The sequence below is a fragment of the Rhodanobacter sp. Col0626 genome (genome assembly GCF_049994385.1).
Classification (GTDB): domain Bacteria; phylum Pseudomonadota; class Gammaproteobacteria; order Xanthomonadales; family Rhodanobacteraceae; genus Rhodanobacter.
The window spans coordinates 1,883,787-1,908,545 of the sequence record NZ_CP188260.1 but is presented as its reverse complement, the minus strand read 5'-3'; the positions used below and the strand labels follow the sequence as shown (position 1 = coordinate 1,908,545).

Annotated in this window: 19 protein-coding genes; 9 read left to right on the top strand and 10 right to left on the bottom strand. The window is 63.7% G+C overall.

Annotated elements, in window-relative coordinates:
- Positions 1 to 152: 152 nt before the first annotated feature.
- A complete protein-coding gene (locus tag ACPPVV_RS08010) occupies positions 153 to 2,807 on the bottom strand; it encodes a M1 family metallopeptidase (RefSeq protein WP_426702928.1) in 2,655 nt (884 codons plus the stop codon).
- A gap of 462 nt (positions 2,808 to 3,269) precedes the next feature.
- Between ACPPVV_RS08010 and ACPPVV_RS08005 the strand changes: the two genes are divergently transcribed.
- Entirely contained in the window at positions 3,270 to 5,366 is a 2,097-nt protein-coding gene (locus ACPPVV_RS08005) for a catalase (protein ID WP_426702927.1), read from the top strand.
- Between the two features lie 15 nt (positions 5,367 to 5,381).
- On the opposite strand, the gene ACPPVV_RS08000 is transcribed toward ACPPVV_RS08005, so the two are convergent.
- Positions 5,382 to 5,861, bottom strand: a complete 480-nt coding sequence (locus ACPPVV_RS08000; protein ID WP_426702926.1) for an Lrp/AsnC family transcriptional regulator — start codon at positions 5,859 to 5,861, stop codon at positions 5,382 to 5,384.
- Between the two features lie 122 nt (positions 5,862 to 5,983).
- On the opposite strand from ACPPVV_RS08000, the gene ACPPVV_RS07995 reads away from it, so the two are divergent.
- The 3 genes from ACPPVV_RS07995 to ACPPVV_RS07985 are packed head-to-tail and all read left to right on the top strand — an operon-like array spanning position 5,984 to position 7,831.
- Positions 5,984 to 6,937, top strand: coding sequence for a threonine ammonia-lyase (locus ACPPVV_RS07995; RefSeq protein ID WP_426702925.1), 954 nt, complete (start codon positions 5,984 to 5,986; stop codon positions 6,935 to 6,937).
- Between the two features lie 30 nt (positions 6,938 to 6,967).
- Positions 6,968 to 7,597, top strand: a complete 630-nt coding sequence (locus ACPPVV_RS07990) for a glutathione S-transferase family protein (protein ID WP_426702924.1) — start codon at positions 6,968 to 6,970, stop codon at positions 7,595 to 7,597.
- A 45-nt stretch (positions 7,598 to 7,642) separates the two neighbouring features.
- On the top strand, positions 7,643 to 7,831 hold the full coding sequence (locus ACPPVV_RS07985; RefSeq protein WP_426702923.1) for a hypothetical protein: 189 nt from the start codon (positions 7,643 to 7,645) through the stop codon (positions 7,829 to 7,831).
- An 85-nt stretch (positions 7,832 to 7,916) separates the two neighbouring features.
- Here the strand turns inward: ACPPVV_RS07985 and ACPPVV_RS07980 are convergent, their stop codons facing one another.
- Entirely contained in the window at positions 7,917 to 8,183 is a 267-nt protein-coding gene (locus ACPPVV_RS07980) for a hypothetical protein (RefSeq protein ID WP_426702922.1), read from the bottom strand.
- Between the two features lie 162 nt (positions 8,184 to 8,345).
- On the opposite strand from ACPPVV_RS07980, the gene ACPPVV_RS07975 reads away from it, so the two are divergent.
- Together ACPPVV_RS07975 and ACPPVV_RS07970 are read left to right on the top strand one after the other, a co-directional pair.
- On the top strand, positions 8,346 to 8,696 hold the full coding sequence (locus ACPPVV_RS07975; protein ID WP_426702921.1) for a nucleotide pyrophosphohydrolase: 351 nt from the start codon (positions 8,346 to 8,348) through the stop codon (positions 8,694 to 8,696).
- Positions 8,697 to 8,720: 24 nt separating this feature from the next.
- A complete protein-coding gene (locus ACPPVV_RS07970) occupies positions 8,721 to 10,583 on the top strand; it encodes a DNA/RNA helicase domain-containing protein (protein ID WP_426702920.1) in 1,863 nt (620 codons plus the stop codon).
- A gap of 48 nt (positions 10,584 to 10,631) precedes the next feature.
- Here ACPPVV_RS07970 and ACPPVV_RS07965 read toward each other — a convergent pair whose 3' ends face one another.
- The 6 genes from ACPPVV_RS07965 to miaA all read right to left on the bottom strand — a co-directional run bounded on the left by ACPPVV_RS07965 (position 10,632) and on the right by miaA (position 16,896).
- Positions 10,632 to 11,924 carry an adenylosuccinate synthase gene (locus tag ACPPVV_RS07965; RefSeq protein ID WP_426702919.1) on the bottom strand — a complete coding sequence of 431 codons (1,293 nt, stop codon included), beginning with the start codon at positions 11,922 to 11,924 and terminating at the stop codon, positions 10,632 to 10,634.
- A gap of 78 nt (positions 11,925 to 12,002) precedes the next feature.
- Positions 12,003 to 12,869, bottom strand: coding sequence for a protease modulator HflC (gene hflC / locus ACPPVV_RS07960; RefSeq protein ID WP_426703194.1), 867 nt, complete (start codon positions 12,867 to 12,869; stop codon positions 12,003 to 12,005).
- The gene (gene hflK, locus ACPPVV_RS07955) at positions 12,869 to 13,951 is read right to left on the bottom strand and encodes an FtsH protease activity modulator HflK (protein WP_426702918.1); all 1,083 of its coding nucleotides are present in this window, start codon (positions 13,949 to 13,951) and stop codon (positions 12,869 to 12,871) included. Before hflK ends, hflC begins: the two co-directional genes overlap by 1 nt.
- Before the next feature lie 179 nt (positions 13,952 to 14,130).
- Positions 14,131 to 15,432 (bottom strand): ribosome rescue GTPase HflX, encoded by a 1,302-nt coding sequence (gene hflX, locus ACPPVV_RS07950; RefSeq protein WP_426702917.1) that lies wholly within the window; start codon positions 15,430 to 15,432, stop codon positions 14,131 to 14,133.
- A 57-nt stretch (positions 15,433 to 15,489) separates the two neighbouring features.
- On the bottom strand, positions 15,490 to 15,771 hold the full coding sequence (gene hfq, locus ACPPVV_RS07945) for an RNA chaperone Hfq (protein ID WP_426702916.1): 282 nt from the start codon (positions 15,769 to 15,771) through the stop codon (positions 15,490 to 15,492).
- A 159-nt stretch (positions 15,772 to 15,930) separates the two neighbouring features.
- Positions 15,931 to 16,896: a tRNA (adenosine(37)-N6)-dimethylallyltransferase MiaA gene (miaA, locus tag ACPPVV_RS07940; protein WP_426702915.1), complete on the bottom strand. Its 966-nt coding sequence runs from the start codon at positions 16,894 to 16,896 to the stop codon at positions 15,931 to 15,933.
- A 778-nt stretch (positions 16,897 to 17,674) separates the two neighbouring features.
- Between miaA and tdh the strand changes: the two genes are divergently transcribed.
- The 3 genes from tdh to kbl all read left to right on the top strand — a co-directional run bounded on the left by tdh (position 17,675) and on the right by kbl (position 23,837).
- Positions 17,675 to 18,709 carry an L-threonine 3-dehydrogenase gene (tdh, locus tag ACPPVV_RS07935; RefSeq protein WP_426702914.1) on the top strand — a complete coding sequence of 345 codons (1,035 nt, stop codon included), beginning with the start codon at positions 17,675 to 17,677 and terminating at the stop codon, positions 18,707 to 18,709.
- A 171-nt stretch (positions 18,710 to 18,880) separates the two neighbouring features.
- Entirely contained in the window at positions 18,881 to 22,516 is a 3,636-nt protein-coding gene (locus ACPPVV_RS07930; RefSeq protein ID WP_426702913.1) for a DUF748 domain-containing protein, read from the top strand.
- Positions 22,517 to 22,637: 121 nt separating this feature from the next.
- Positions 22,638 to 23,837, top strand: a complete 1,200-nt coding sequence (kbl, locus tag ACPPVV_RS07925) for a glycine C-acetyltransferase (RefSeq protein ID WP_426702912.1) — start codon at positions 22,638 to 22,640, stop codon at positions 23,835 to 23,837.
- 45 nt (positions 23,838 to 23,882) lie between these two features.
- Here kbl and ACPPVV_RS07920 read toward each other — a convergent pair whose 3' ends face one another.
- A complete protein-coding gene (locus tag ACPPVV_RS07920; protein WP_426702911.1) occupies positions 23,883 to 24,653 on the bottom strand; it encodes a pseudouridine synthase in 771 nt (256 codons plus the stop codon).
- Positions 24,654 to 24,759: the final 106 nt, after the last annotated feature.

Here is a 24,759-nt window from a genome sequence, read left to right as displayed (position 1 = left end):
TGGAATCAGAACGGCACGCCGTCCAGTTTCCGACTCACCTGAGTGCCGCCGCGTCGTGAACCGCGTGATGTCATTTACCACCATGCGGACATGTCACGAAAGAGAAGGCCCCGCATCGCGGGGCCTTCTCTCAAGCAACTACAACGCTCGGATCAACCGCCGTTCTTCCCCAGCCAGGCATCGATCGCCGGCAGGCGCTCCTTGCGCACCATCTGGCGATACTCGATGTCGGCAACCACGGTATCGGCGGCGCGGCGCGAGCTCTTGGCGATATGCGCATCGGCATAGGCCTTGATCTTGCCGATCATCGCCGGATCGTTCGAACTGCCGCCGATGCCCGGGTAGTAGCGACTGCTGGAGGTGGAGTCGACCAGCTTGTCGATCTGTGGACGGTGCGCCATGGCGAACGCCCACGCCATGTCCGGATGCTGATAACCGACTGCCCGGATCATGCCAGCGCTGTTGGTGGCGCCCGGCTCATCGGTCAGCGCCAGATCCAGTGCACGCTGGGCCAGTGCGTCGTCTTCGGCGATCGACAGCAGCAGGTACAGGCGGTCCTTGATCAACGGCGTGGTTTCGGCCTTGGCCATCGCATGCAGCTTGTCCCAGGTCGCGGCGTCCGCCTTGCGCGCCACCACCGCGAGGATGGTCTTGCGCAATGCCGGCGGCACGGCCTTCGGATCGGTCGCCTGCGCCGCGTAGCGACGCTGCACTTCCTTGATCACGTCGGTGTCGCCAAGGTCGGCCAGCACGCCGATCAGTTGCGTGCGCAGGATCGTGGTCGGATCGCCTTCGTCCGCCTCCGCCTCCCAGCCCACGCGGGCAAACACCGGCTTCAGCTGCTTGATCGCAAACGCATCGAAGCGTGCCTGCCGCGCCTTGTCGCCACGGTAGTACTGGTGGATGCCGGAGAAACTGCCGGCGATGTCGCCCCAGATCTGCGGATCGGCGTTGGCAGGCGTCGCCTGGGCCAGGTCGAGGTAGCTCGACGCCGGCTGCAGGCCTGCCATGCCCAGTGCCCAGGTGTCGCCCATCAGGCCCATCTGGTCGATCGGGGCCAGCTTGGCGAAATCGGCCTTGATTGCCGCAAATTCAGCCGGCGTGTACAGCGTGCGGTAATAGCCGCTCTGCCCCGCATTCACCAGCACCGGACCGCAGCCGGACACGGCCAGCGTGGCCTTGCCGTCCACCACGGTGCGCGCGGCTTCGGTACCGCCGACGGCCTTGGCGATCACCGGTACATGCCACTTCAGCGCCGTCTTGTTCGGGCGATCCTTGGTGAATTCGCCCTGGGTCAGGGTCAGCGTGGTCTTGCCGTTGCTGCACGCGGACGACGCCACGCGGATCAGCGGGATACCCGGCTGCAGCGTGAAGTCATGCGCAATCTGCGTCACCGGCTTGCCAGCCGCGCCCTGCACCGCCTTCCACAGGTCGTCCGACACCGTGTTGCCGTAGGCATGGGCCTTGATGTAGCTGCGTACGCCAGTGCGCCAGGTGTCGGCGCCGACATAGGCCTCCAGCATGTTGATCACCGCCTCGCCCTTGGAATAGGTGATCGTGTCGAACGCCTGGCTGGCCTGCTCCACCGTTTCCACATGCTGCACCACCGGGTGCGTGGTGGCCACGGCATCGCGCGACATCGCACCTTCACGGGTGCCGACGGCGTCGAGGTCGGTGTGCCATTCCGGATGCAGTTTCTCGGTGGTACGCGCGGCCATCCACGAAGCAAAACCCTCGTTCAGCCACAGGTCGTCCCACCAGCGCATGGTCACCAGGTCACCGAACCACTGGTGCGCCATTTCGTGCGCGGCGGTGTTGAACACCTGCTGCTTGTCCGACTGGGTCGAGAAGCTCGGGTCCAGCAGCAAGGCATATTCGAAGGTGTAGATCGCGCCCCAGTTCTCCATCGCGGAGAAGAACTGGCTGCTGCCCGGCGAAGCGATGTTGTCCAGCTTCGGCAGCGGGTAAGGCACACCGAAATAATTGTTGTACTCGCGCAACACGTCGCTGGCCGATTTCAGCGTGAAACCCGCCTGCGACTTCTTGCCCATCTGCGTGATCACGCCGATCTCGGTGCCGTCGGCCATGGTGGTGGCACGCTCGAACTCGCCCAAACCGAAGAACAGCAGGTAGGTCGACATTTTCGGTGACTGCTGGAACGTCACACGGGTCATGCCGTTGCCCAGGTCCTTCTTCGACGCCGCCGGCATGTTGCTCACCGCCATGTCGTTGCTCGGCACGGTGGCTTCGAGGTTGAACGTGGCCTTGTACGCCGGCTCGTCCCACGACGGGATGAAGCGGCGGGCGTCGGAGTTCTCGAACTGGGTGTACAGCGCGCGCTTCTTGCCGGCCTTGGTGTCGTAGTCGATCGCGAACAAGCCGTTGGCCTGGGTGCCGATCTTGCCGCTGTACGCCATCGCCAGCTTGTAGCTGCCAGCCGGAATCGGCTGTGCAAACGTGAAGGTGGCCGTCTGCGCCTTAGCGTCCACTGCCACCTTGGGCGCGGCGAACGCGAGCTTGCCCTCCAGCGGGGTCAGGCTCACCGACGAGAACGTCATGTCGATCGCGTTCAACGTGATGCTGGTGGTCGGCTGCAACACATCGACCGTCACCGTCACCTTGCCGTCGAAGGTCATCTTGTCCGCGTGCGGTACTACCGCCACATCGTAATGACTGGGACGCACGCTGCGCGGCAGTTGGGTGGTGGCAAGTTCCGTCGTGGACGTCACGGCGGGCGTCGCCGCCACGGTTGTCATCGAACCACCGGCGAGCGCCAGGGCAATTGCGGAAACCAGATAACTACGCATGACATCCCCTTCAGAAGATTGGTGGAACGGCGGCCTCCCAGCCACCGTTATTGGGCATCGCTTGCTACAGGACCCTTGACGACCGCAGCCGTCCCGGCCGTCGCGATAGTGACCTTCGCCGCGGCTTTCGGACACGGCCGGAAGTCATGTTGACCTTCACCGAACCCGGAACGGGTTCACGTGCAGCCAAGGCCAGAACTGCCCCGGCGCCCCTCAGCTGAAGGACTCCCTTGGGTCGCCAACCTCCCCCGCGAGCAGGGGGAGCAAGTGGGACCGCAGTATTTCCCTCCTGCGGGCGACAGCGGCGCCCGTGCGCCCTCCCCTGCTCGCAGGGGAGGGCTGGGGAGGGGTCGCCCTTGATCCTGAAAAGCATGACGGCGGGTTCACGACAATCGCCGCACGATGGCCACTCCCCCGCGACGTGCTGCGCCGCGCCAACGACCCACTACAGGAGCGTTTGTCATGGCATCGAAGAAACAGCCCGCGCCATCCGCCAAAGCGGCGAAATCCGTCGACGACCGCCGCGGCAACGGCGACGAGCTGCAGCAGATGGCCGGGGGCTCGCATCCCGCGCTGACCACCAACCAGGGCATTCCGATCCCGGACAACCAGAACTCGCTGCGCCCCTCGCCGCGCGGGCCGACCCTGCTGGAAGATTTCATCCTGCGCGAGAAGATCACCCACTTCGACCACGAACGCATCCCCGAACGCATCGTGCATGCGCGCGGTTCGGCCGCGCATGGCTACTTCGAGCTGACCAAGTCGCTGAACAAATACACCACCGCGAAGATCCTCACCGAAGTCGGCGTGAAGACCCCACTGTTCACGCGCTTCTCCACCGTCGCCGGCGGCGCCGGTTCGGTCGATACGCCGCGCGACGTGCGCGGCTTCGCGGTGAAGTTCTACACCAAGGAAGGCAACTGGGACCTGGTCGGCAACGACATCCCGGTGTTCTTCATCCAGGACGCGATGAAATTCCCCGACCTGGTGCATGCAGTGAAGATGGAACCGGACCGCGCCTTCCCGCAAGCCGCCAGCGCGCACGACACGTTCTGGGACTTCATCTCGCTGACCCCCGAATCGATGCACACGATCCTGTGGGCGATGAGCGACCGTGGCATCCCGCGCTCGTTGCGCATGATCGAGGGCTTCGGCATCCACAGTTTCCGCCTGCTCGATGCAAAGGGCCGCTCCACCTTCGTGAAATTCCACTGGCGGCCGAAGCTCGGCCTGCAGTCCACCGTGTGGGACGAGGCGCTGAAGCTGCAGGCCGCCGACAACGATTTCCACCGGCGCGACCTGTTCGAGGCGATCCAGCGCGGCGATTTCCCGGAATGGGAGTTCGCCGTGCAACTGTTCACCGAGGCGGACGCGGCGAAGTTTCCGTTCGACCATCTCGATGCAACCAAGCTAATCCCCGAGGAACTGGTGCCGCTGACCGTGATCGGCCGCATGGTGCTCAACCGCTGGCCCGACAACTTCTTCGCCGAGACCGAGCAGGCCGCCTACTGCCCCGCCAACATCGTGCCCGGCATCGACTTCAGCAACGACCCGCTGCTGCAAGGCCGGCTGTTTTCCTACCTCGACACCCAGCTGATCCGTCTCGGTGGCCCCAACTTCCACCAGCTGCCGATCAATGCGCCGAAATGCCCGTTCGCCAACCAGCAGCGCGACGGCCACATGCAGATGCAGGTGCCGAAAGGCCGCGTGAACTACGAGCCGAGTTCGCTCGATCCCAGCTCGGCACGCGCCACGCCCGCCGGCTTCCCCAGCTTCGCCGAACCGACCGATGACGGCGCCAAGGGCCGCATTCGCGCGGAGAGCTTCGCCGATCACTACAGCCAGCCGCGCCAGTTCTACCGCAGCCAGACCAAGCCGGAGCAGGCGCACATCGCCTCGGCGCTGGTGTTCGAGCTGTCCAAGGTGGAAACCCTGCATGTGCGCGAGGCGGTCGTCGGCCACCTGCGCCACATCGACGAAGACCTCGCCCAACGCGTGGCCAACGGCCTGGGTCTTGCCGCGCTGCCACCGGCCCCGCCCACCGCCGTGCCCGCGAAAGACCTGCCGCCATCCCCGCCGCTGCAGATCATCGGCAAGATGAAGGACACCCTGAAAGGCCGGGTCGTCGGCATCCTGATCGATGACGGCTCCGACGCCGCCACGATCAAGGCCCTGCGCAAGGCCGCCGAAGCTGCCGGCGCCGCGGTGAAGATCGTCGCGCCGAAAGTCGGCGGCGCGAAGCTGAGCGACGGAAAGCAGAAGAGCGCCGATGGTCAACTCGCCGGCACGCCGTCGACCGTGTTCGACGCCGTCGCCGTGGTGCTGTCCGCCGACGCCGGCAAGAAATTGTCGAAGGAAGCCGCCGCCATCGACTTCGTGCGCGACGCATTTGGCCATCTGAAAGCGATCGCGGCCGATGCCGGCGCGCAGGCGGTGCTGAAGGCCGGCGGCGTCGGCAAGGATGCCGGCGTGGTCGACGCCACCGATACCGCCGGCTTCATCAAGGCGGCGAAGACGCGGCATTGGGCGCGCGAGCCGAAACTGCGCACGCTGGCCTGAACCTGACGCGGCGCCTCAACCAGGCGCCGCGTCCACCGGCAAGGCCAGGCCGCGCTTGAGCGTGTCCAGCGCCACGCGCGTGCGGAAGCGTTTCACGTTGGGGTTGGCGGCGATCAGCCGCTGCATCAGCGCGTCGTAGTCGTCGACGTCGCGCGCAGTCACCACCAGCACGTAGTCGCCATCGCCGGTCACGTACCACGCCTGCTGGATCGCCGATTCCGCCGCGATCCACTGGCGCAAACTGGCCAGCAGCTCGGGGCGTTCGCGCTCGACCTCGAGATCGGTGATTACGGTGAGCCGCAGGTCCACGCTGCGCGGATCGATCAGCGCCACCTCCGCCACGATCACGCCCTCCTCGCGCAACCGTGCCATGCGCCGCTGCACGGCGGACGCCGACAGGCCGATGTCTGCGCCGATCATCTCGGCGGAGCGTCGCGCGTCGCGCTGCACGATCGCGAGGATCCGGCGGTCGAATTTGTCCAGTTCGGCGGGCATCGGGCGCAAACACCTCGTGGTGTGGGGAGAAAACCTGTTTTGCGGGCGCACAACGCGACTTCGCCGCGCCGCGGAAACCTAGCATAGGTCGTCGCCTTCCACGCCACCGCGAGACCTCGCCCATGCCCACGCAAACCCGCCTCGAGCGCATCATCGACGCCTCGCGTTACATCGATCCGGTGTTCCTGGATTCGCCCACGCTCACCAACGCCGCCTTCGACGCGGCACTGGGCTGCCAGCTGATCGCCAAGGACGAAACCGCCAACCCGATCGGCTCGTTCAAGGGCCGCGGTACCGAGCTGTTCGCTGCGCTCGCGCTGCAACCCGGCGAGCCGATGGTCTGCGCTTCCGCCGGCAATTTCGGGCAGGGCCTGGCCCGCGCGGCGGTCCGGCGCGGCCACGCCTGCACCGTGTTCGCCGCGGAAACCGCCAACCCGGTGAAGCTGGCCGCGATGCGCCGGCTGGGTGCCGAGGTGCGGCTGGCCGGCGCCGACTTCGACGCGGCCAAGGACGTCGCGCGTCGCCATGCGGCCGCCGTGGACCTGCGTTTCGTCGAGGATGGCACCGAGGCCGAGCTGGCCGAAGGCGCCGGCACCCTCGCGCTCGAACTCGCCGCGTCGGCACCGTTCGATGCCATCGTGGTTCAGCTCGGCAACGGCGCGCTGCTGGCCGGCATCGGCACCGCGATTCGGCACGTGGCGCCGCACGCGGAAATCATCGCGGTGGTGGCCGCCGGTGCGCCGGCGATGAAGCTGTCGATCGACACCGGCCAGCTCGTCGAGACCGCCCACGCCGACACCATCGCCGACGGCATCGCGGTGCGCGTGCCGATCGCCGCCACGCTGGCGCACCTGCGCGCGTGCTGCGACGACGTGGTCGCCGTGTCCGAGGCACGAATCTTCGAGGCGATGCGCCTCATCCACCACCACCTCGGGGTCGCCGTGGAACCGTCCGGCGCGGTCGGCGTGGCCGCCATCCTCGACGATCCGGAGCGCTTCGCCGGCCGCCGCGTGGCGACGATCCTCTGCGGCGGCAACCTGTCGCCCGCGATGCGTGAACGCCTGCTGGCGGCTTGAGCGCCCCTTCTTTTCGGAGCACGCACCCCGATGAAACTTCTCTACCAGACGCATTCACCGTACGCGCGCAAGGTGCTCGTCGCCGCACACGAACTCGGCCTGCAACACCGCATCGAGGTGATCCACCACGACACCAGCCCCACCCGCCGCAACGACGAGGTGTTTGCGCTCAACCCGCTCGGCAAGGTGCCGGTGCTGATCGTCGACGACGGCCCGGCGCTGTTCGACTCCAACGTGATCTGCGAATACCTCGACGGCCTGCACACCGGCCCGAAGCTGATCCCGCCCGAACACGGCGCGCGCTTCCGCGCCCTGCGCAGGCAAGCGCTGGCACTGGGCATGGCCGACGCCGGCATCGCCGCCCGCTGGGAAGCCGAGCGCCGCCCCGAACCGTCACGCTGGCCGCCGATGCTGCAGGGCCAGCTGGAAAAGATCGCCGCCGCCTGCGATGTCCTCGAACAGGAAATCGGCGATGCGCCGTCCACGAAAACCGTACCTGATATCGGCGACATCGCCCTGGCGACTGCGCTCAGCTGGATAGCCTTCCGCAACGTCTACTCCTTCGCGACAGGGCGTCCCCGGTTGTCGTCCTGGTACGAACGTTTCAGCGCGCGACCATCCATGCAAGCCACCACGCTCGCAGGCGACACCCGCGACTGAGCGCGCCGCTCCCGCTCCATCCCCCACTCTCAAATGGATATCCCCATGAGCTCCCTCTGGACCGAGCTGCTGATCCTGCACGGCCACATCACCGATCCGCGCCTGCTGCGCCGGTTGGCGTCACGGAAACCATCCCCTCCGCCGCCCACGGCTACACACGCGGCAAAACCTCCCATGCGCTGGTTGCAACGGCTCTGCCTTGGCATTGGCGACGGCCTTCTGCGTCGGCAGTGAGCCGTCGAATCGAAGCGCCATTGAGCCGATTCACGCAAAGAAAAAGCCCCGAATCCGGGGCTCCTCGTGACATCCGCCGATCAAGTTATTCCTCCGGCGGCGGCTGCATTTTCTCCAGCACCTCCTCGAGTTCAGCGATGGTCGTCTCCAGCGCCTCGTGCAGCGCATTCTGCCGATCCATCAAACCCGCAATCCGGTCCGCCTGCTTCAGCTTCGACAACTCACCGTCGTACAACAACCACGACGCGGTCAGCGCCTCCACATTGTTCTTGGAGTAATGCCGCATCTCCTTCAGCTGCGCCAGCGTGTCGCCGATATGGTCGATGGGGGTTTTGGGATGTTCGTCCGACATGAGGCGTTACTCCTGGCGCGGTTGATCTTGCTTGCAGCATCGTAATGCGACAGATGCGAAGCCAAGGTCAACACGCTCCGCGGGGTCGTGCATAGCTACGCCCATCGATGAAGGAAGGTAAGCTTCCACGCATCGCTTTGACAACAGAAGATGGGCTGAGCCATGAGCACGGACATAGAAGCACTACAGGCATCGTTGCGCACGTTTGCTGCGGAGCGCGAATGGGAGCAGTTCCATTCGCCCAAGAACCTGGCTGCTGCGCTATCTGTCGAAGCAGCCGAACTCCTTGAGCACTTCCAGTGGCTGACAGAGGAGGAGAGCCGCCTGATTTCGGCCGAGAAACGCGAGGCCGTTGCCGAGGAAGTCGCCGATGTCTTCCTGTACTTGCTGCAGCTGGCAGACAAGCTCGGCATCGACCCACTTGATGCGGCACACAAGAAGCTCTTGGCCAATGCTGTCAAATATCCGGTCGAACGAGCGAAAGGGACGAGCAAGAAGTACTCTGAGCTTTGATGCCAGGCCACAGGGGGCCGAAGCGTGATTGTTTATCAGGCAAACAAGAACAAGTTTCTGGACGATCACGACAATCGGGACATCGAGAACGTTATTGCCGCCAGATACTTGGCTCGTACCGGCCGATACGCACCCGAAGCAGAATTCCGCTCGTGGAAAAATTCGCTGGGCGAAATGGCCAAGGTGCTGCGCGACCCCGACATTCCTGACGATATAGGTGTCGGCGTCGAATTCGGCATCCCCCAGACCTCCAAGCGCATCGACTTCATTCTTTCCGGTCGTACCGACAATGGTCCGAATCTGATCATCATTGAACTCAAACAGTGGTCCGAGGCCAAACTCACCGAAAAAGACGGACTCATCATTGCCCGACGTGGCGGGTCTTCGTCGGAACGCGAAGGGGCACACCCCTGTTACCAGGCATGGTCATACGCAGCTTTGCTCGAAGGTTTCAACGAAGCGGTCTATGAGCGCAACGTCGCTCTCAGTCCCTGCGCTTATCTCCACAACTACGTACATGATGGCGTCATCGATCATCCCGCCTATTACGGGGATTACATCCGCAAGGCCCCGCTGTTTCTGAAGGGTGAGACCGAGCGCCATCGCCTACGGAAATTCATCAAACAGCATGTTAAGTACGGTGATAACGCTGAACTGATTTTCGAGATCGAGAACGGTCGCATCCGCCCATCGAAGATGCTGGTGGATAGTTTGGTCGGGATGATGAGGGGCAACCGCGAATTCGTGCTCATCGACGACCAGAAAGTGGTTTTCGAGAACGCCGTGACCATGGCGACACGTGCATCAGGTGACAAGAAACAGGTCGCGATCATTCAAGGTGGCCCAGGCACCGGCAAGTCAGTCATCGCTGTTAACCTGCTGGCTCACCTCTCCAAGCTTGGACTCGTGACCAAATATGTCTCGAAGAATGCGGCGCCTCGTGCCGTGTTCAAAGCCAAATTGACAGGAACTTTCAAACAGACCGCCATCGGCAATCTATTCTCGGGATCCGGCGCCTTCTATGAAACCGAGGCCGACACCTTTGATGCTTTGGTTGTCGACGAGGCTCACCGTCTCAACGAAAAATCGGGCCTCTACGGAAATCTTGGCGAGAACCAGATCAAGGAAATTATCCACAGCAGCCGGAGCACTATTTTCTTTGTAGACGACGACCAAGTTGTGACGCTTTCCGATATTGGGCAAACCGCCGAACTCGACAAATGGGCGAAATCGGCTGGCGCCGAAGTCACTCACCTGCAGCTGGCATCGCAGTTTCGCTGCAACGGATCGGATGGCTACATGGCGTGGTTGGACAACACGTTGGGCATCCGCGAGACAGCCAATACCACGCTCGATACCAAGGAATTCGATTTCCGCGTCATCGACTCCCCCAACGAATTGCATGAACTTCTCGCTGAACGCAACGCCACCAACAACAAATCCCGTGTTGTGGCCGGTTACTGCTGGGATTGGGTCAGCAAGAAGAACCCTGATCAATACGACGTCGTCATCCCCGAGTATGGCTACGCCAAGCGCTGGAATCTCGACAAGGACGGCAGCCTCTGGATCATGGCACCGAATTCGATCGACGAAGTCGGCTGCATCCACACCTGCCAGGGATTGGAGCTGGACTACATCGGCGTAATCATCGGGCCAGATCTGATCGCTCGCGGTGGAAAGCTGATCACCGAACCCAAAGCCCGTTCAAAAATGGATCGCTCCATTCGCGGTTGGAAAACGATGATGAAGGCTGACCCCGATGGCACAGGCGAAAGAGTCGACAGAATCATCCGCAATACCTACAAGACGCTTCTAACCCGCGGAATGAAGGGATGCTATGTGTACTGCGTTGATGATGAGACGCAAGGTTTCTTAAAAGAATTATGAAAAAACCCCGCAGTGCGGGGCTTTTTGCAGTTGGCGCGGGCGAAACAATCAGGCGAACGGATCATCCAGGCTGATCGTGTCGTCACGATCAGCCCCTGTGGCAACCAGCGCCAGCTTGCAGCCCGACAGCTCCTCGACCGCACGCAGGTAAGCACGCGCCGCGGGTGGCAGTTTGTTCCAGTCGCGGATGCCGGCGGTGGATTCTTCCCAGCCGGGGAATTCGAGATAGACGGGCTTGCACTCGTCCCAGCCGTCGGCGTCGAGCGGGGCGAGTTCACGGCGCTTGCCGCGGTATTCGTAGGCGATGCAGACTTTGATGGTTTCCAGGCCATCGAGCACGTCGAGCTTGGTGATGGCCAGGCCGTTGATGCCGTTGATCTGGGTGGCGCGCTTCAGCGCGACCAGGTCGATCCAGCCGCAGCGGCGCGGGCGGCCGGTGCTGGCGCCGAACTCGTTGCCGACCTTGCGCAGGCGCTCGCCCATCTCGTCATGCAGCTCGGTCGGGAACGGGCCGCTGCCGACGCGGGTTGCATAGGCCTTGCAGATGCCGAGCACGTAGTCGATGTCGCGTGCGCCCACGCCGGTGCCGGCCAGTGCGCCGCCAATGGTGGTGTTGCTGGAGGTGACGTAGGGATAGGTGCCGTGGTCGATGTCCAGCAGCGCACCCTGCGCGCCCTCGTACAGGATGTTGCCGCCTTCGGCGCGCACGTCGTGCAGGATGGTGGCGACATCATCGACCAGCGGGCGGATGTACTCGCCCCAGGCGAGCGCGTCCTTGAGTACGGTGTCGTAGTCGACCGGCTCGACCTTCAGCCACTGGGTGAGGATGAAGTTGTGGTAGTCCACCGCGGTCTTGATCAGCGCCGGCAGCTCATGCGGGTACATCAGGTCGGCCACGCGCACGCTGCGGCGGGCGACCTTGTCCTCGTAGGCCGGACCGATGCCGCGACCGGTGGTGCCGATGGCCTTGCCGCCGGCGGCGATCTCGCGCGCCTTATCGACGGCGATGTGGTACGGCATGATCAGCGGCGTGGCCGGGCTGATCTTGAGGCGCGAGCGCACTTCGACGCCGTTGGCCTCGAGCTCGGCGATCTCGTTGATCAGCGCCTCGGGCGACAGCACCACGCCGTTGCCGATCAGGCACAGCGCGTCGTCGCGCAGGATGCCCGAGGGGATCAGGTGCAGCACGGTCTTCTTGCCCTTGATCACCAGCGTGTGGCCGGCGTTGTGGCCGCCCTGGAAACGGGCCACGGCGCTGACGCGCTCGGTCAGCAGGTCGACGATCTTGCCCTTGCCTTCGTCGCCCCACTGGGCTCCGAGGATGACTACTGACTTACCCATGCTGCATTACTCCGGGATCTTCTCTAAAGGTTGTGTGCCCCGCCGGGGCGACATCGGTGACTGGATTCGTGGAACGGATCAACGCTTCGCTGCGGGCTGGCCGAAGTAGCGCAGGAATTCGTCGTCCGGCTTCATGATCATCACGCCCTTGCCGTCCTCGAACGATTTGCGATAGGCGGCGAGGCTGCGATAGAAAGTGAAGAACTCCGGATCCTGGTTGTACGCCTGCGCGTAGATGGCCGCGGCCTGGGCATCGCCTTCGCCGCGGATCTTGGCGGCATCGCGCTGGGCGTCGGCACGCAATACCTGGCCCTGGCGATCGGCGTCGGCCTGGATCGTCTCGGCCGACTCCTGGCCGGTGAAGCGCAGTTCGTTGGCCAGTTGCAGACGCTCGGCACGCATGCGCTTGTAGACCGATTCGCTGACTTCGTTGGGCAGGTCGATTCGCTTGATGCGCACGTCGACCACGGCGATGCCGAGGTTCTTGCGCGCCGAGGTGTCGGTCTGCGCACGCACTCGCTCGGTGATGTCCTTGCGGCCGCCGGAGATCAGGTCGGGCAAGGTGCGCGCGTTGAATTCGAAACGCAGCGCGTCCTTGACGATCGGGGTCAGCCGCTGCGCGGCGGTGAGCTGGTCGCCGCCGGTAGCGCGGTAGTACGCGGCGTTGTCGGCCACGCGCCATTTCACGTAGAAGTCGACGTTGACGCTCTTCTTTTCGGAGGTGAAGTAACGCTCCGGCGGCGCGTCAAGCGAAAGGATACGCTTGTCGAAATGCATGACCTGCTGCAGCACCGGCACCTTGAAGTGCAGGCCAGGCTGGTAGTCGGTATGCACGATACGACCGAACTGCAGCAGCAGTGCGCTATGCCCTTCGCTGACCACGAACATGCTGTTGAGGCCGAGCAGGACGACGAGTGCCGCGACGACGATGGAGGTGATCTTCATCATGGTTGCGTCCCCTTGTCAGCCGCGTTGCTGCCGGTCGTTGGTGTCGGCGACACAATGGCCCCTACCGTGCCGGAGTCCGTCGGCGATGCAGTGGTCGTCGCACCCTGCAGCGCCGGCAGGTTGATGATGTTGCGGCCACCCGAGCCGTCGATCACCTTGGGGTTGTCGGCCAGCACCTGTTCCATGGTTTCCAGCCACAGGCGTTTACGGGTGACTTCCGGCGCGGCCTTGTACTGGGCCAGCATCAGGTCGAAACGGGTGGCATCGCCGGTGGCGCGGGCGACGCGTTCGGCCTTGTAGCCGGAGGCTTCGGCGGCGATGCGCGCAGCATCACCACGCGCTACCGGCACCACCTTGCTGGCGTAGGCCAGGGCGCCGTTTTCGATGCTCTGCTTGTCTTCGCGGGCGTTGTTGACGTCGTCGAAGGCATCCTTCACTTCGTTCGGCGGCGCCACGTTCTGGAAGCTCACCTCGGTCACGCGCAAGCCGGAGTCGTAGCCATCCAGGGTCTTTTGCAGCGCCACCTGGGCCTCGCTGACCAGGCTGGCGCCGGCGGCGGACAGGATCTGGTCCATGTCGCTGCCACCGATCACCGAACGCACGGCGGCTTCGGCGGCCGCGCCGATGGTGCCGTCCGGATCATTCAGCGAGAACAGGTATTTGCGCGAATCGTCCACCTGGTACTGCACGGTGAAATCGATCGTGATGATGTTTTCGTCCTTGGTCAGCATGGCCACCTTGTCGGTGACGGAGCGGATCCGCGTGGCCTCGACCTTGGTGACCGACTCGATCGGCTGCGGCAGTTTCAGGTGGAAGCCTGGCGACAGCGTGCGCGAGTACTCGCCGAAACGCAGCACCACGCCAGCCTCGCGCGCGCCGACGATGGTGTAGCTGCTGAACAGCAAGCCGACCACCAGCAGAACCAGTACGGCGGTAAGGATGCTGCCGGGGCCCTGCCCCAACTTGCCCAGACGGCTTTTCAGGTTGTTGAGCACGTCGTCCAGCGGCGATTTGCCGGAGGGACGTTTCCTGTTCCACGGGTCGTTCTGCCCGTTCTTGCCGGGTTCATTCCATGCCACTGTCAGTCTCCTTGAGGCCGTCGGAGGCCGGCAACCACGGCCGGAAAGCGTGTTGAACCGGGTTACACATGAGATTCAGCCAAAAGCTGTCGATGGGGAGGTGCAAGCGACCGGGAAGGGCCGCACAAACGCTGGATATTCTAGCAGAGCCGAATGACGTCGTCCGTAGCGCGGCAGCGTCATTCCGCCACGGCCAGCAGGTCGCGCAGCAGCCGGGTCTCGGTCGCATCGTTGCCACTGAGAGGCGCGATCACGCTGCGCGGCGCATCGATGCGCAATTGCCAGCCATGTTCGTCCACCGTTTCCCCGCTGATCGCACCGGCCGCCTTCAGCCGCGCATGCAGGCGTCCCGCCGACAACGGCAATTGCAGCGCCGATTGCACCCGCTCGCCGCCGAGTAGTTCGCCCAACGCCTGGCGTAGCAGGTCCAGACCGACCCCGGTGGCAGCGGACAACCAGACTCGCAGTGGCTTGCCGGCGGCATCGCGGTCGATCCGCGGTTCGGCACCGGCCAGGTCGATCTTGTTCATGATGTGCAGTTGCGGCACGTCGCCGGCGTCGATCTCCTCCAGCACGTTGTCGACCACGCGATGCAGGCGATCGCGCTCCTCGTCGGCGGCATCGCTGACGTGCAGCAGCAAGTCGGCGTCGCGTGCCTCCGCCAGGGTGGCGCGGAAGGCGGCCACCAGGTCGTGCGGCAACTCGCGGATGAAGCCGACCGTATCGGCCAGCACGGCCGGACCGCAGCTGAGGTCCTCCAGCTTGCGCACGGTCGGGTCGAGCGTGGCGAACAGCAGGTCGGCGGCGTAGACGTCACCGGTCGTCAACGCATTGAACAGGGTCGACTTGCCGGCGTTGGTGTAGCCGACCAGGGCCACCCGCGGCACCGTGTTGCGCAGTCGTGCGCGACGCTGCTGTCCGCGCTGCGTCTGCACTTTCTCCAGGCGTTTGGTGAGCATCTTGACGCGCTCGCCGAGCAGGCGGCGATCGGTCTCCAGCTGGGTTTCGCCGGGGCCGCGGTTGCCGATGGCGCCGCCGCGCTGGGCGTCCAGATGGGTCCAACCACGCACCAGCCGGGTGGCGAGGTGCTTGAGCTGGGCCAGCTCCACTTCCAGCTTGCCTTCGTGCGAGCGGGCGCGCTGGGCGAAGATGTCCAGGATCAATCCGGCACGATCCACCACGCGGATGCCAAGATGCTTCTCGAGATTGCGCTCCTGCACCGGGGTCAGCACATGATCGACCAGGACCAGGTCGGCCTCCAGCGCGCGGGCCGCTTCGGCCACCTCGTTCGCCTTGCCGCTGCCGATGTAGTAGCGCGGGTTGGGGTCCTCGACGCGGGCGCTGATGACGCCCAGCACTTCGGCACCGGCGGATTTCACCAGCTCGGCGAATTCCTCGGCACGACGCGCCGTATCGCCTTCACCGCGGGAATGCGGCAGAACCAGGACGGCGCGATCGCCTTTCTTTTGTCTGTCAAACACTAGTGGGAATGATCCTTCAGGAGCAGACCTACTTCATGCGGGCTGAGGACCCTTCTATCAAGCGTCCGTGTCGCCCGATGCCGACGCGTCGGGATGGTCGTGACCCTCGTGACCGTCATGACCATTGCCGATGCGCACATTGCGACTCGGCACCACGGTGGAGATGGCGTGCTTGTAGACCATCTGGCTCACCTGGTTGCGCAGCAACACCACGAACTGGTCGAACGACTCGACCGTCCCCTGCAGCTTGATGCCGTTGACCAGATAAATGGCCACCGGCACGCGCTCGCGCCGCAATGCATTCAAGAAAGGATCTTGCAACGATTGTCCTTTGGACATTTCTTGTTCTCCCCTTGCCACGGACAGGTCCGGGAAAAAACGCCCTTGGCGCCCCGGCCCAACATGACGGGGATGTTAGCTGCTTTCAAATACTTGATGAAAGGGGCTTTTTGCGTTGCGTGGGTGCGGTGGGTCACGCCGGGGGCGCAAATCGCCGCGCTAGTGTCCAGCCGGCTGGCCGGCGCAGCCCAGAAACAGCCGCACGGCCTCGGCCGCACGGGCGGTCAAACCGGGCTGATCCGGATCGAACCGGCGGGCACCGTAATCGCTGCGCAACCAGGTGATCTGCCGCTTGGCCAGCTGGCGGGTGGCGAAAATCGCCCGGTCGCGGAATTCGGCCGCGTCCGTCTGGCCGTCCAGATACTGCCAGGCCTGCCGATAGCCGACGGCGCGGATGGCCGGCAGCTCCGCGTGCAGGTCGGCGCGAGCGCGCAGCACCTGCACTTCGTCGAGAAAACCCGCCGCGAGCATGGCGTCGAACCGACCGGCGATGCGTTCGTGCAGCACACCCCGTTCGGCCGGAAACAAGGCCAGCTTGAGTACCCGCCAGGGGAAATGCGCCGTTGTGCCACCGCGTTGCAGTTCGGACAAGGGACGTCCGGTCAATTCGATGACTTCCAGCGCGCGCTGCAGGCGCTGCGCGTCGTTGCAGCCGATGCGGGTGGCCGCAACCGGGTCCCGTTGCGCCAGCCGGGCATGCATGGCCGGCCAGCCGGATTGTTCGGCTTCCGCGGCGAGCCTTGCGCGGATGGCCGGGTCGGCCTGCGGCAAATCCGACAACCCCTGCTGCAGCGCGCGAAAATACAAACCGGTGCCGCCGACCAACAGGGGTACCCTGCCCTGCGCGCTTGCCCGCTGCATCGCGGGCAGTGCATCGGCAACGAAGTCCGCGGCCGAGTAAGCCTGGCCCGGGTCCCGGATATCGATCAGCGAATGCGGATACCGCGCCAACGTCACGGCATCGGGTTTGGCCGTGCCGATGTCCATGCCGCGATAGACCAGCGCCGAGTCCACGCTGATCAGGTCCAGCGGAAAAAGCTCGCTCAGCTCGCACGCCGACGCGGTCTTGCCGGAGGCTGTGGGGCCCATCAGGAAGATGGCGAGGGGGCGATGATCGACAGGCATGGGCGCATTGTATGCAACGCGCGGTTGTTGCACCTGGCTACAACATGTAACAGAGGTGCTACAGATTCTTGTCCACGGTCGCCGAACCCTGGCTGTTCCCAAGCGTTGCGCCGCCCGACGGGGTGAGGCGAGGCGTGCAAGCCGACTTGTTCAACCGACAGCCAGCGCACATGGCATCGATGGTGCTTCCTCGCCTCATGGGGAAATTTCGGTGGAGTCGACGCATGCGTCTTCCTGTCTGGCACAAAGACAATGTCGAATTCTGGCTTGTCGTGTGCATCCTGATCAGTATCGCGTTTGCGCTGATCTATCAGCCATTGCGGGACCGGTTCCCCTGAACTCGTCGAAATGAAGGATCGACGTCGTTGACGCGGGCCCTGGCCGGACACATTCCTGTCCCATTCTTTCACCGACCTTTGACGCGTCGAACGATCCGACGCCGGCAAGCTTCTCGACGTGCCCTGCACCGCAGCGATCGGTACACCACCCATACCGATACATAGCGCCACGCCCTGAATGTCGCCAAAGGGCCCGCGCGGCGAGCCATGGGCGCCCGGATAGATCGGTTAACACTGCAGGCTCGCCGCGGAAACAGCCCATCAGGTCGAAATCGCACTCTCTTGCGATCCGGATCGCCTTGGCGACGTAACTGTCGCTAGACGGTCCAGACAACCCGTCACGCCCTTCGCGAGAACGGTGCGCCGTCCGGCCCATCACGAACGCTCTATAATTGGGGTTTCCCTGCCCGCGGCGCGGGCCTACCAATGGATTCCCCCCCATGCCACAGACGATGAAAGCCCTGGTCAAGCGCAAACCCGAACAGGGCATCTGGATGGAAGAGGTGCCGCTGCCCGAGGTCGGTCCGAACGAAGTGCTGATCAAGATCGAAAAGACGGCGATCTGCGGCACCGACCTGCACATCTACAAATGGGACGAATGGAGCCAGCGCACGATCAAGCCAGGCCTTACCATCGGCCACGAATTTGTCGGCCGCATCGTCGAGATCGGCCCGGGTGTAACCGGCTACAAGGTCGGTGACCGCGTCTCGGCCGAAGGCCACATCGTCTGCGGCCATTGCCGCAATTGCCGCGCCGGCCGCCAGCATTTGTGCCCGAATACGATCGGCATCGGCGTGAATCGCAACGGCGCGTTCGCCGAGTACATGAGCATGCCAGCGTCGAACCTGTGGCCGATCCCGGACCAGATCCCGTCCGAACTGGCCGCGTTCTTCGATCCCTACGGCAACGCCGCACATTGCGCGCTGGAGTTCGACCTGATCGGCGAAGACGTGCTGATCACCGGCGCCGGTCCGATCGGCATCATCGCCGCCGGCATCGCCAAGCACATCGGTGCGCGCAACGTGGTCGTCACCGACGTCAACGACTACCGCCTGAAGCTGGCCGCCGACATGGGCGCCACCCGCGTGGTCAACGTGGCCAACCAGTCGCTGCGTGACGTAGTGAAAGACCTGCATATCGAAGGCTTCGACGTGGGCCTTGAGATGAGCGGCAACCCGCGCGCATTCAGCGACATGCTCGAGTGCATGTATCACGGCGGCAAGATCGCCATGCTCGGCATCATGCCGCGCGGTGCGGGCATCGACTGGGACAAGGTGATCTTCAAGGGCCTCACCCTGCAGGGCATTTACGGCCGGCGCATGTACGAGACCTGGTACAAGATGACCCAGATGGTGCTGACCGGTTTCCCGCTGCAGAAGGTGCTGACCCATCAGATCGCCATCGACGATTTCCAGAGGGGCTTCGACCTGATGGATGCCGGCCAGTGCGGCAAGGTCGTCTGCTCCTGGAACTGAGCCACGGAGCGCCGCCACTGCATCGTGCCGGGTAACCCTCACGATGCGGTGAACATGACGGCCGGCTGCACGTTACACTGCAAGTGAACCGAGCAAGGAATCTGGGGCAAGGGAGTGTCCGGCTGACTTGGCCGGGCTCCGTCGGTTCGCCTGTCACAGGAGTGCAGCGGCATGGCAGAGCAGAGTCCTTCGCATCGTGAGCGCATCGCGCGGGGTCGCCATCACGCGCGCGCCCTGTATCACTCCCATCGCGCACGCAAGAGTGCGTTGATTCTCGTCCTGTTCCTGCTGCTTTTCGGCCTGCTCGGCTTCTTCGCCGCGCCACCGCTGATCAGGAGCCAGCTGCAGAGCCGCCTTGGTAGCATGCTCGGTCGCCCGGTCACCCTGGGAGCCGTGCAACTCAACCCATACACGCTGAAGCTGGGCATCGATCAGCTTCATATCGGCGATCGCGACGGTCATTCGCCGTTTGTCGATATCGACCATCTCACCATGGGCGCGTCCTGGAGCTCGCTGTTCCGCATGGCGCCGGTACTGAACGTGCTGACCTTGCAGCACCCGCAACTGCACATCACGCGCACGGGTGAGCAGCAGTTCAACTTCACCGACCTGATCGACCGTTTTGCAGGCAAGCCTGCCGACCCCCACGCACCACCGACGCGCTTCGCGCTCTCCAACATCAGCGTGCACGACGGCACCGTCGCCTTCGACGACAAGGTCCTCACGACCAGCCACAAGATCGATCATCTCGAATTGGGCATCCCGTTCATCGCCAACCTGCCGCACGATGCGGACGTGTTCGTGCAGCCTCTGCTGGCCATGCGGATAGATGGCAGTCCAATCCACATCGGTGGGCAGACCAAGCCGTTTTCCAACAGCCATGAATCGGCGATCGACTTCCATCTCGATCATGTGGACCTGCCCCGCTACCTGAGCTATGCGCCAACAGCATTGCCGGTGGCGATTCCGAGCGGGCAGCTGTCGGGCCAGCTCAAACTGGATTTCATCGACAGGAATGCCACTCAACAGCTGAAGCTGACCGGCACCGTGCAGCTCGACAACTTCACCCTCAAATCTCACGAGGGCACGCCGATCATCGAGCTTGGCCACGCCAGCGCGACGCTGGCGGATGTCGAGCCGCTGCTGTCCCGCTACCACTTCGGCGTCGTTGCGCTCGACAAGGCGACCCTGCGTTACACGAGCCTTCCCGGCGGCCGCAGCAACCTGGACGCGTTGACCGGCACGGCAAAAACGCCGGTCGAACCGGCTTCACCGGCCATCGATGCGCGGATCGCCACACTGACCTTGCAAAGCAGCCGGATCGACTACGCCGATCCAAGCACCCCCACCCCGAAAGAGATTTCGCTCGGCGATGTCCACGGCGCGATCCGCGGGTTTTCAACCCTGGCGGCAACGCCAGCCGGCATCGATCTGAGTTCGAATCTTGCGGGTGGCACGCTGCATGTCAGCGGTGCACTGCACATGGGCGACAGCCGCTTCGTCGGCCAGGCGGCCTTGAAAGGTGCGGACCTTCCCGTGCTCCTCGCGATGGCGCCGCCGATGCTCAATGCGCAGGTCAGCCATGGCCATCTCGATGCCAGCGGGCAGCTCGTGGCCGACTGGAGCAAAGCCTTCAACCTGCAGCTCGACGCCAGCAAGCTCGCGGTGACCGACTTTGCGCTGCAGCGGAAGAACCGCACACCAGTGGCATGGAAAGCCATGACTGTCGACGTCACGCATCTGGACCTGGCCAGCAGCCAGGCGATCCTGGGCAGCCTCAACCTCCAAGGCGTGAAGATAGACGCGCGGCGTTATCGCAACGGACGCATCGACCTCGGCGATCTGGTCAAGTCGTCCCCGCACGCAGCGGGCGGGCCACCGACCGCACCGGCATGGCGCTGGAGCATCGCCCATATCGGCGTCGATGGCAGCGCCTTTGCTTATCGGGATATGGCGATTCCCGGCAAGGGCGGGCATATCACGGTCGTGGCCGACAAATTCAGTATCGACGGGCTGTCCGACAACATGCACCGACCGCTGAAACTCGATCTGGCCGGCGGTATCGGCAAGGGCAAATATCGCGCGACAGGCTCCGTGCGGCCGGAGCCGCTCCGCGCCGACCTGCATCTCACCGCGACCCGGCTGAACGTGGCGCCGCTGCAATCGATGGTCAGTGTGCCGCTCAACGTACACATCGATAGCGCGCTGGTAAGTCTGAACGGACATTTGCGCTACAGCGACCGCAAGCCGGAACCCCTGCTGAGCTATCGGGGCCAGCTCACGCTGGGACGTGTGAGCGTATTGGACAATGTCACCAACGACGATTTGCTGCGCTGGAATTCGCTGGCGGCCACCGGTCTCGACGTACGCGCTGGCGAGGGCGCCCCGCAAATATCTGTGGGCGGCCTGGCGCTGGACAATTTCTATGCGCGCGTCATCGTCAACAGCAACGGCCGCCTGAACCTGCAAGACGTGGTTGCTTCACCGCAGACCGCGCCGGTGTCGGTAACGCAGGCGAACAATGGTGCGGCGCCTACCGCAGCGGCAACGATCACTGCCGCCGCCAGCGCAACGGCCATAGCCGTACCCAGCACGTCGGCCAGCAGCGCCGCGCCGCCACCGATCATCCATATCGGTCAGATCGTTCTTGCGCGCGGCAATCTCAACTACACCGACAATTTCATCAAACCCAATTACACCGCCAACATCACGCAGCTGGCCGGCAAGATCGGAGCCTTTGGTACCGCCAGCGCCGGCGCGCCGGCCGATCTCACCTTGCAGGGACAGCTCGACGACAACACACCGATCAATATCGACGGCACGATCAATCCGCTGACGCCGGTGGCGTTCCTGGACATCAAGGGGAAAGCCGACGGCGTGGAGCTGACACACCTCACGCCCTATTCGAGCAAGTACACCGGCTACCCGATCGTCAAGGGTCGGCTCACCATGGACGTGCATTACGCACTCGATCAGGGAAAGTTGAACGCGGACAATCATATTTTCCTGAGCCAGCTGACCTTTGGCGATCGCGTCGAGGGCAAGGGCATCAGTCATCTGCCGGTGAAGTTGGCGGTGGCCCTGCTCAAGGACTCCCAGGGCAATATCGATGTCGACATTCCGGTAACCGGTTCGCTGAGCGATCCGCATTTCAGCTTCGGCAGCCTGATCTGGCACGCCTTCGTCAACCTGATCGGACGTGCCGTCACCTCGCCGTTCCGGCTGATCGCTTCAGGCATGGGAGGCCATCATCAGGATCTCGGCTATGTGGAATTCATGCCCGGCTCGAACGTGCTCGATGCCCAGGCGCAGGATCGGCTGAACCAGATTGCCAAGATCCTCAACGAAAAGCCTTCGCTCAACCTGGACATCATCGGCCGGGTGGACCCCCAACTGGACGAGAAAGGACTGCGCAAGGTCCTGACCCAGGAACAGGTCGCGCACGAGATGGCCAAGGATCGTGGTGATGGAGAAAGCGATGTCGCGGCCCTGTCCAAACTCAGTCCCGATGACTACAACAAATACCTCACCAAGGCCTACAAGCACGCCAAGTTTTCCAAGCCACGTGACTTTATCGGACTGACCAAGTCGCAGCCGCCGGAGGTGATGGAGAACTTGTTGCAGACGAATGTGCAGGCCGACCAGGACGCGTTGCGCCATCTTGCCGAACGACGCGCCAGTGCGGTTCGCCAGTGGCTGCGTGGCAAGCTGGATGACAAACGCGTCTTCGTGTCCGCGCCCAAACTGGATGCCAAAGGCATCGACGACAAGGGCAAGACCACGCGGGTCGACTTCGGCATGCACTGATCGCAAAGCCGGCCCGACCGTCCGCATCGATGGGTTCGGGGCAACCAACTGCTGTCAATGGTTTTCTGTGGCCGACGAAAGGCTCACAATGGCTGCTTTCTCCGATAGCGGATCATTCTTCATGAGCTACTCCGGCCAGGCGCGTTACGCCAGCGAACTCGAATCCATCCGCGAGCAGGGCCTGTTCAAGGCCGAGCGCATCATCACCTCGCCGCAATCCGCCGAGATCGAGCTGGAAGGCGGTCGCAAGGTGCTGAATTTTTGCGCCAACAACTATCTGGGACTGGCTGACCATCCCGCGGTGATCCAGGCCGCCAAGGACGCGCTGGACACGCACGGCTTCGGCATGGCCAGCGTGCGTTTCATCTGCGGCACGCAGGACCTGCACAAGCACCTGGAGGCGAAGATCGCCGCGTTTTTCGGCACCGAGGACACCATCCTCTATGCCGCCTGCTTCGACGCCAACGGCGGCCTGTTCGAGCCCTTGCTTGGCGAGGAAGACGCAGTGATCTCCGATGCGTTGAACCACGCCTCGATCATCGACGGGATCCGCCTGTGCAAGGCCAAGCGATTCCGTTACGCGAACAGCGACATGGCCGACCTGGAAAAGCAGCTGCAGGCTGCGGACGCGGCAGGCGCACGCATCAAGCTGGTCACTACGGACGGCACGTTTTCGATGGATGGCTTCATCGCCAAACTCGATGAAGTCACCGCGTTGGCGGCGAAGTACGGTGCGATGGTGCACATCGACGAGTGCCATTGCACCGGTTTCCTCGGTGACAGCGGCCGCGGCGCCGCCGAAGTGCACGGGGTGATGGACAAGATCGACATCTTCACCGGCACCCTGGGCAAGGCACTCGGCGGCGCGCTGGGCGGTTTCACCACCGGCCGCAAGGAAGTCGTCGAGTTGCTGCGCCAACGCTCCCGGCCGTACCTGTTCTCCAACTCGTTGCCACCGCACGTGGTTGCCGCCGCGATCAAGGTGTTCGATATGCTGAGCAGCGCTGGTGACCTGCGTCATGTGCTCAACGAGAACACCCGCTATTTCCGCGAACGCATGAGCGCTGCTGGTTTCGACATCAAGCCGGGCGTGCATCCGATCGTCCCGGTAATGATCTACGACGCAAAACAGGCGCAGGCCATGGCCGCGGGCCTGCTGGAAGAAGGTATCTACGTCACCGGCTTCTTCTATCCGGTGGTGCCGCAGGGCCAGGCGCGCATCCGCACCCAGATGAGTGCGGCGCACACACGCGAGCATCTCGACCATGCGATCGCGGCCTTCACCAAGGTCGGCAAACGACTCGGCGTCATCGGCAATTGACCGGTGTGTTTCGCGGGCGCTTCCTGGCGCTTCGCGAAACCATGATCAATGCTTGCGGGTATCGACGGCACTGACTTCGTCGGCGTTCAGGCGCCGCCATTGACCTTTGGCCAGATCGCCCAGCACCAACGATCCGATGGCCACCCGAATCAGGCGCAGCACGTCAAAACCCAGCGCAGCCAGCAATCGGCGGATATGCCGATTGCGACCTTCGTCCAGCACCACCTCCAGCCACGCGTTTTTTTCACCCGCTCGCAGCAGGGTCACCCGCCGCGCGCGCAGCACGTCGCCGCCGTCGGCAATGCCAGCCTGCATCGCCGCAAGCACTGCGACACCCGGCTGGCCGGACACCTGCACGTGATAGGTCTTGTCCAGATGGCTTATCGGATCGGTGATGGCTGCCGCCCAGCCCGTATCGTTACTCAGCAGCAACAGACCTTCGCTGGCCTTGTCCAGTCGACCCACCGGCCCCAGCCACGGCAGACCTGCGGCAGCCAGCGCGGTATAGACGGTGTCACGACCCTGCTCGTCCGCTGCGCTGACAATGAGACCCCGCGGCTTGTTGAACACGACGTGGACATGTTCGACGGCTTTCACCGGCTGGCCATCGACCGCGATCTGCTGTCGATCCACCAACACCGGACGATAAGGATCGCGCACGACGCGTCCGTCAAGGCTGACTCGACCGGCGCGAACCCACTGCTCGGCCTGACTGCGTGAGCATGTCCCCAGTTTGGACAACACGCGGGCCAGCCCATGCCTTGATGAAGGTATGGGGGCTGCAGGGGGACGTTCGGAGCGAGGAGCGCGAGGCATCCAGCTAGGGTATAAGCCGGAGCCGTGCCGCGACAAGGAACACTGTCATTCGACGCTGGTTTCTTTGATGACCGGCATATCGGGCATATCCGACAGGCCTCCGATC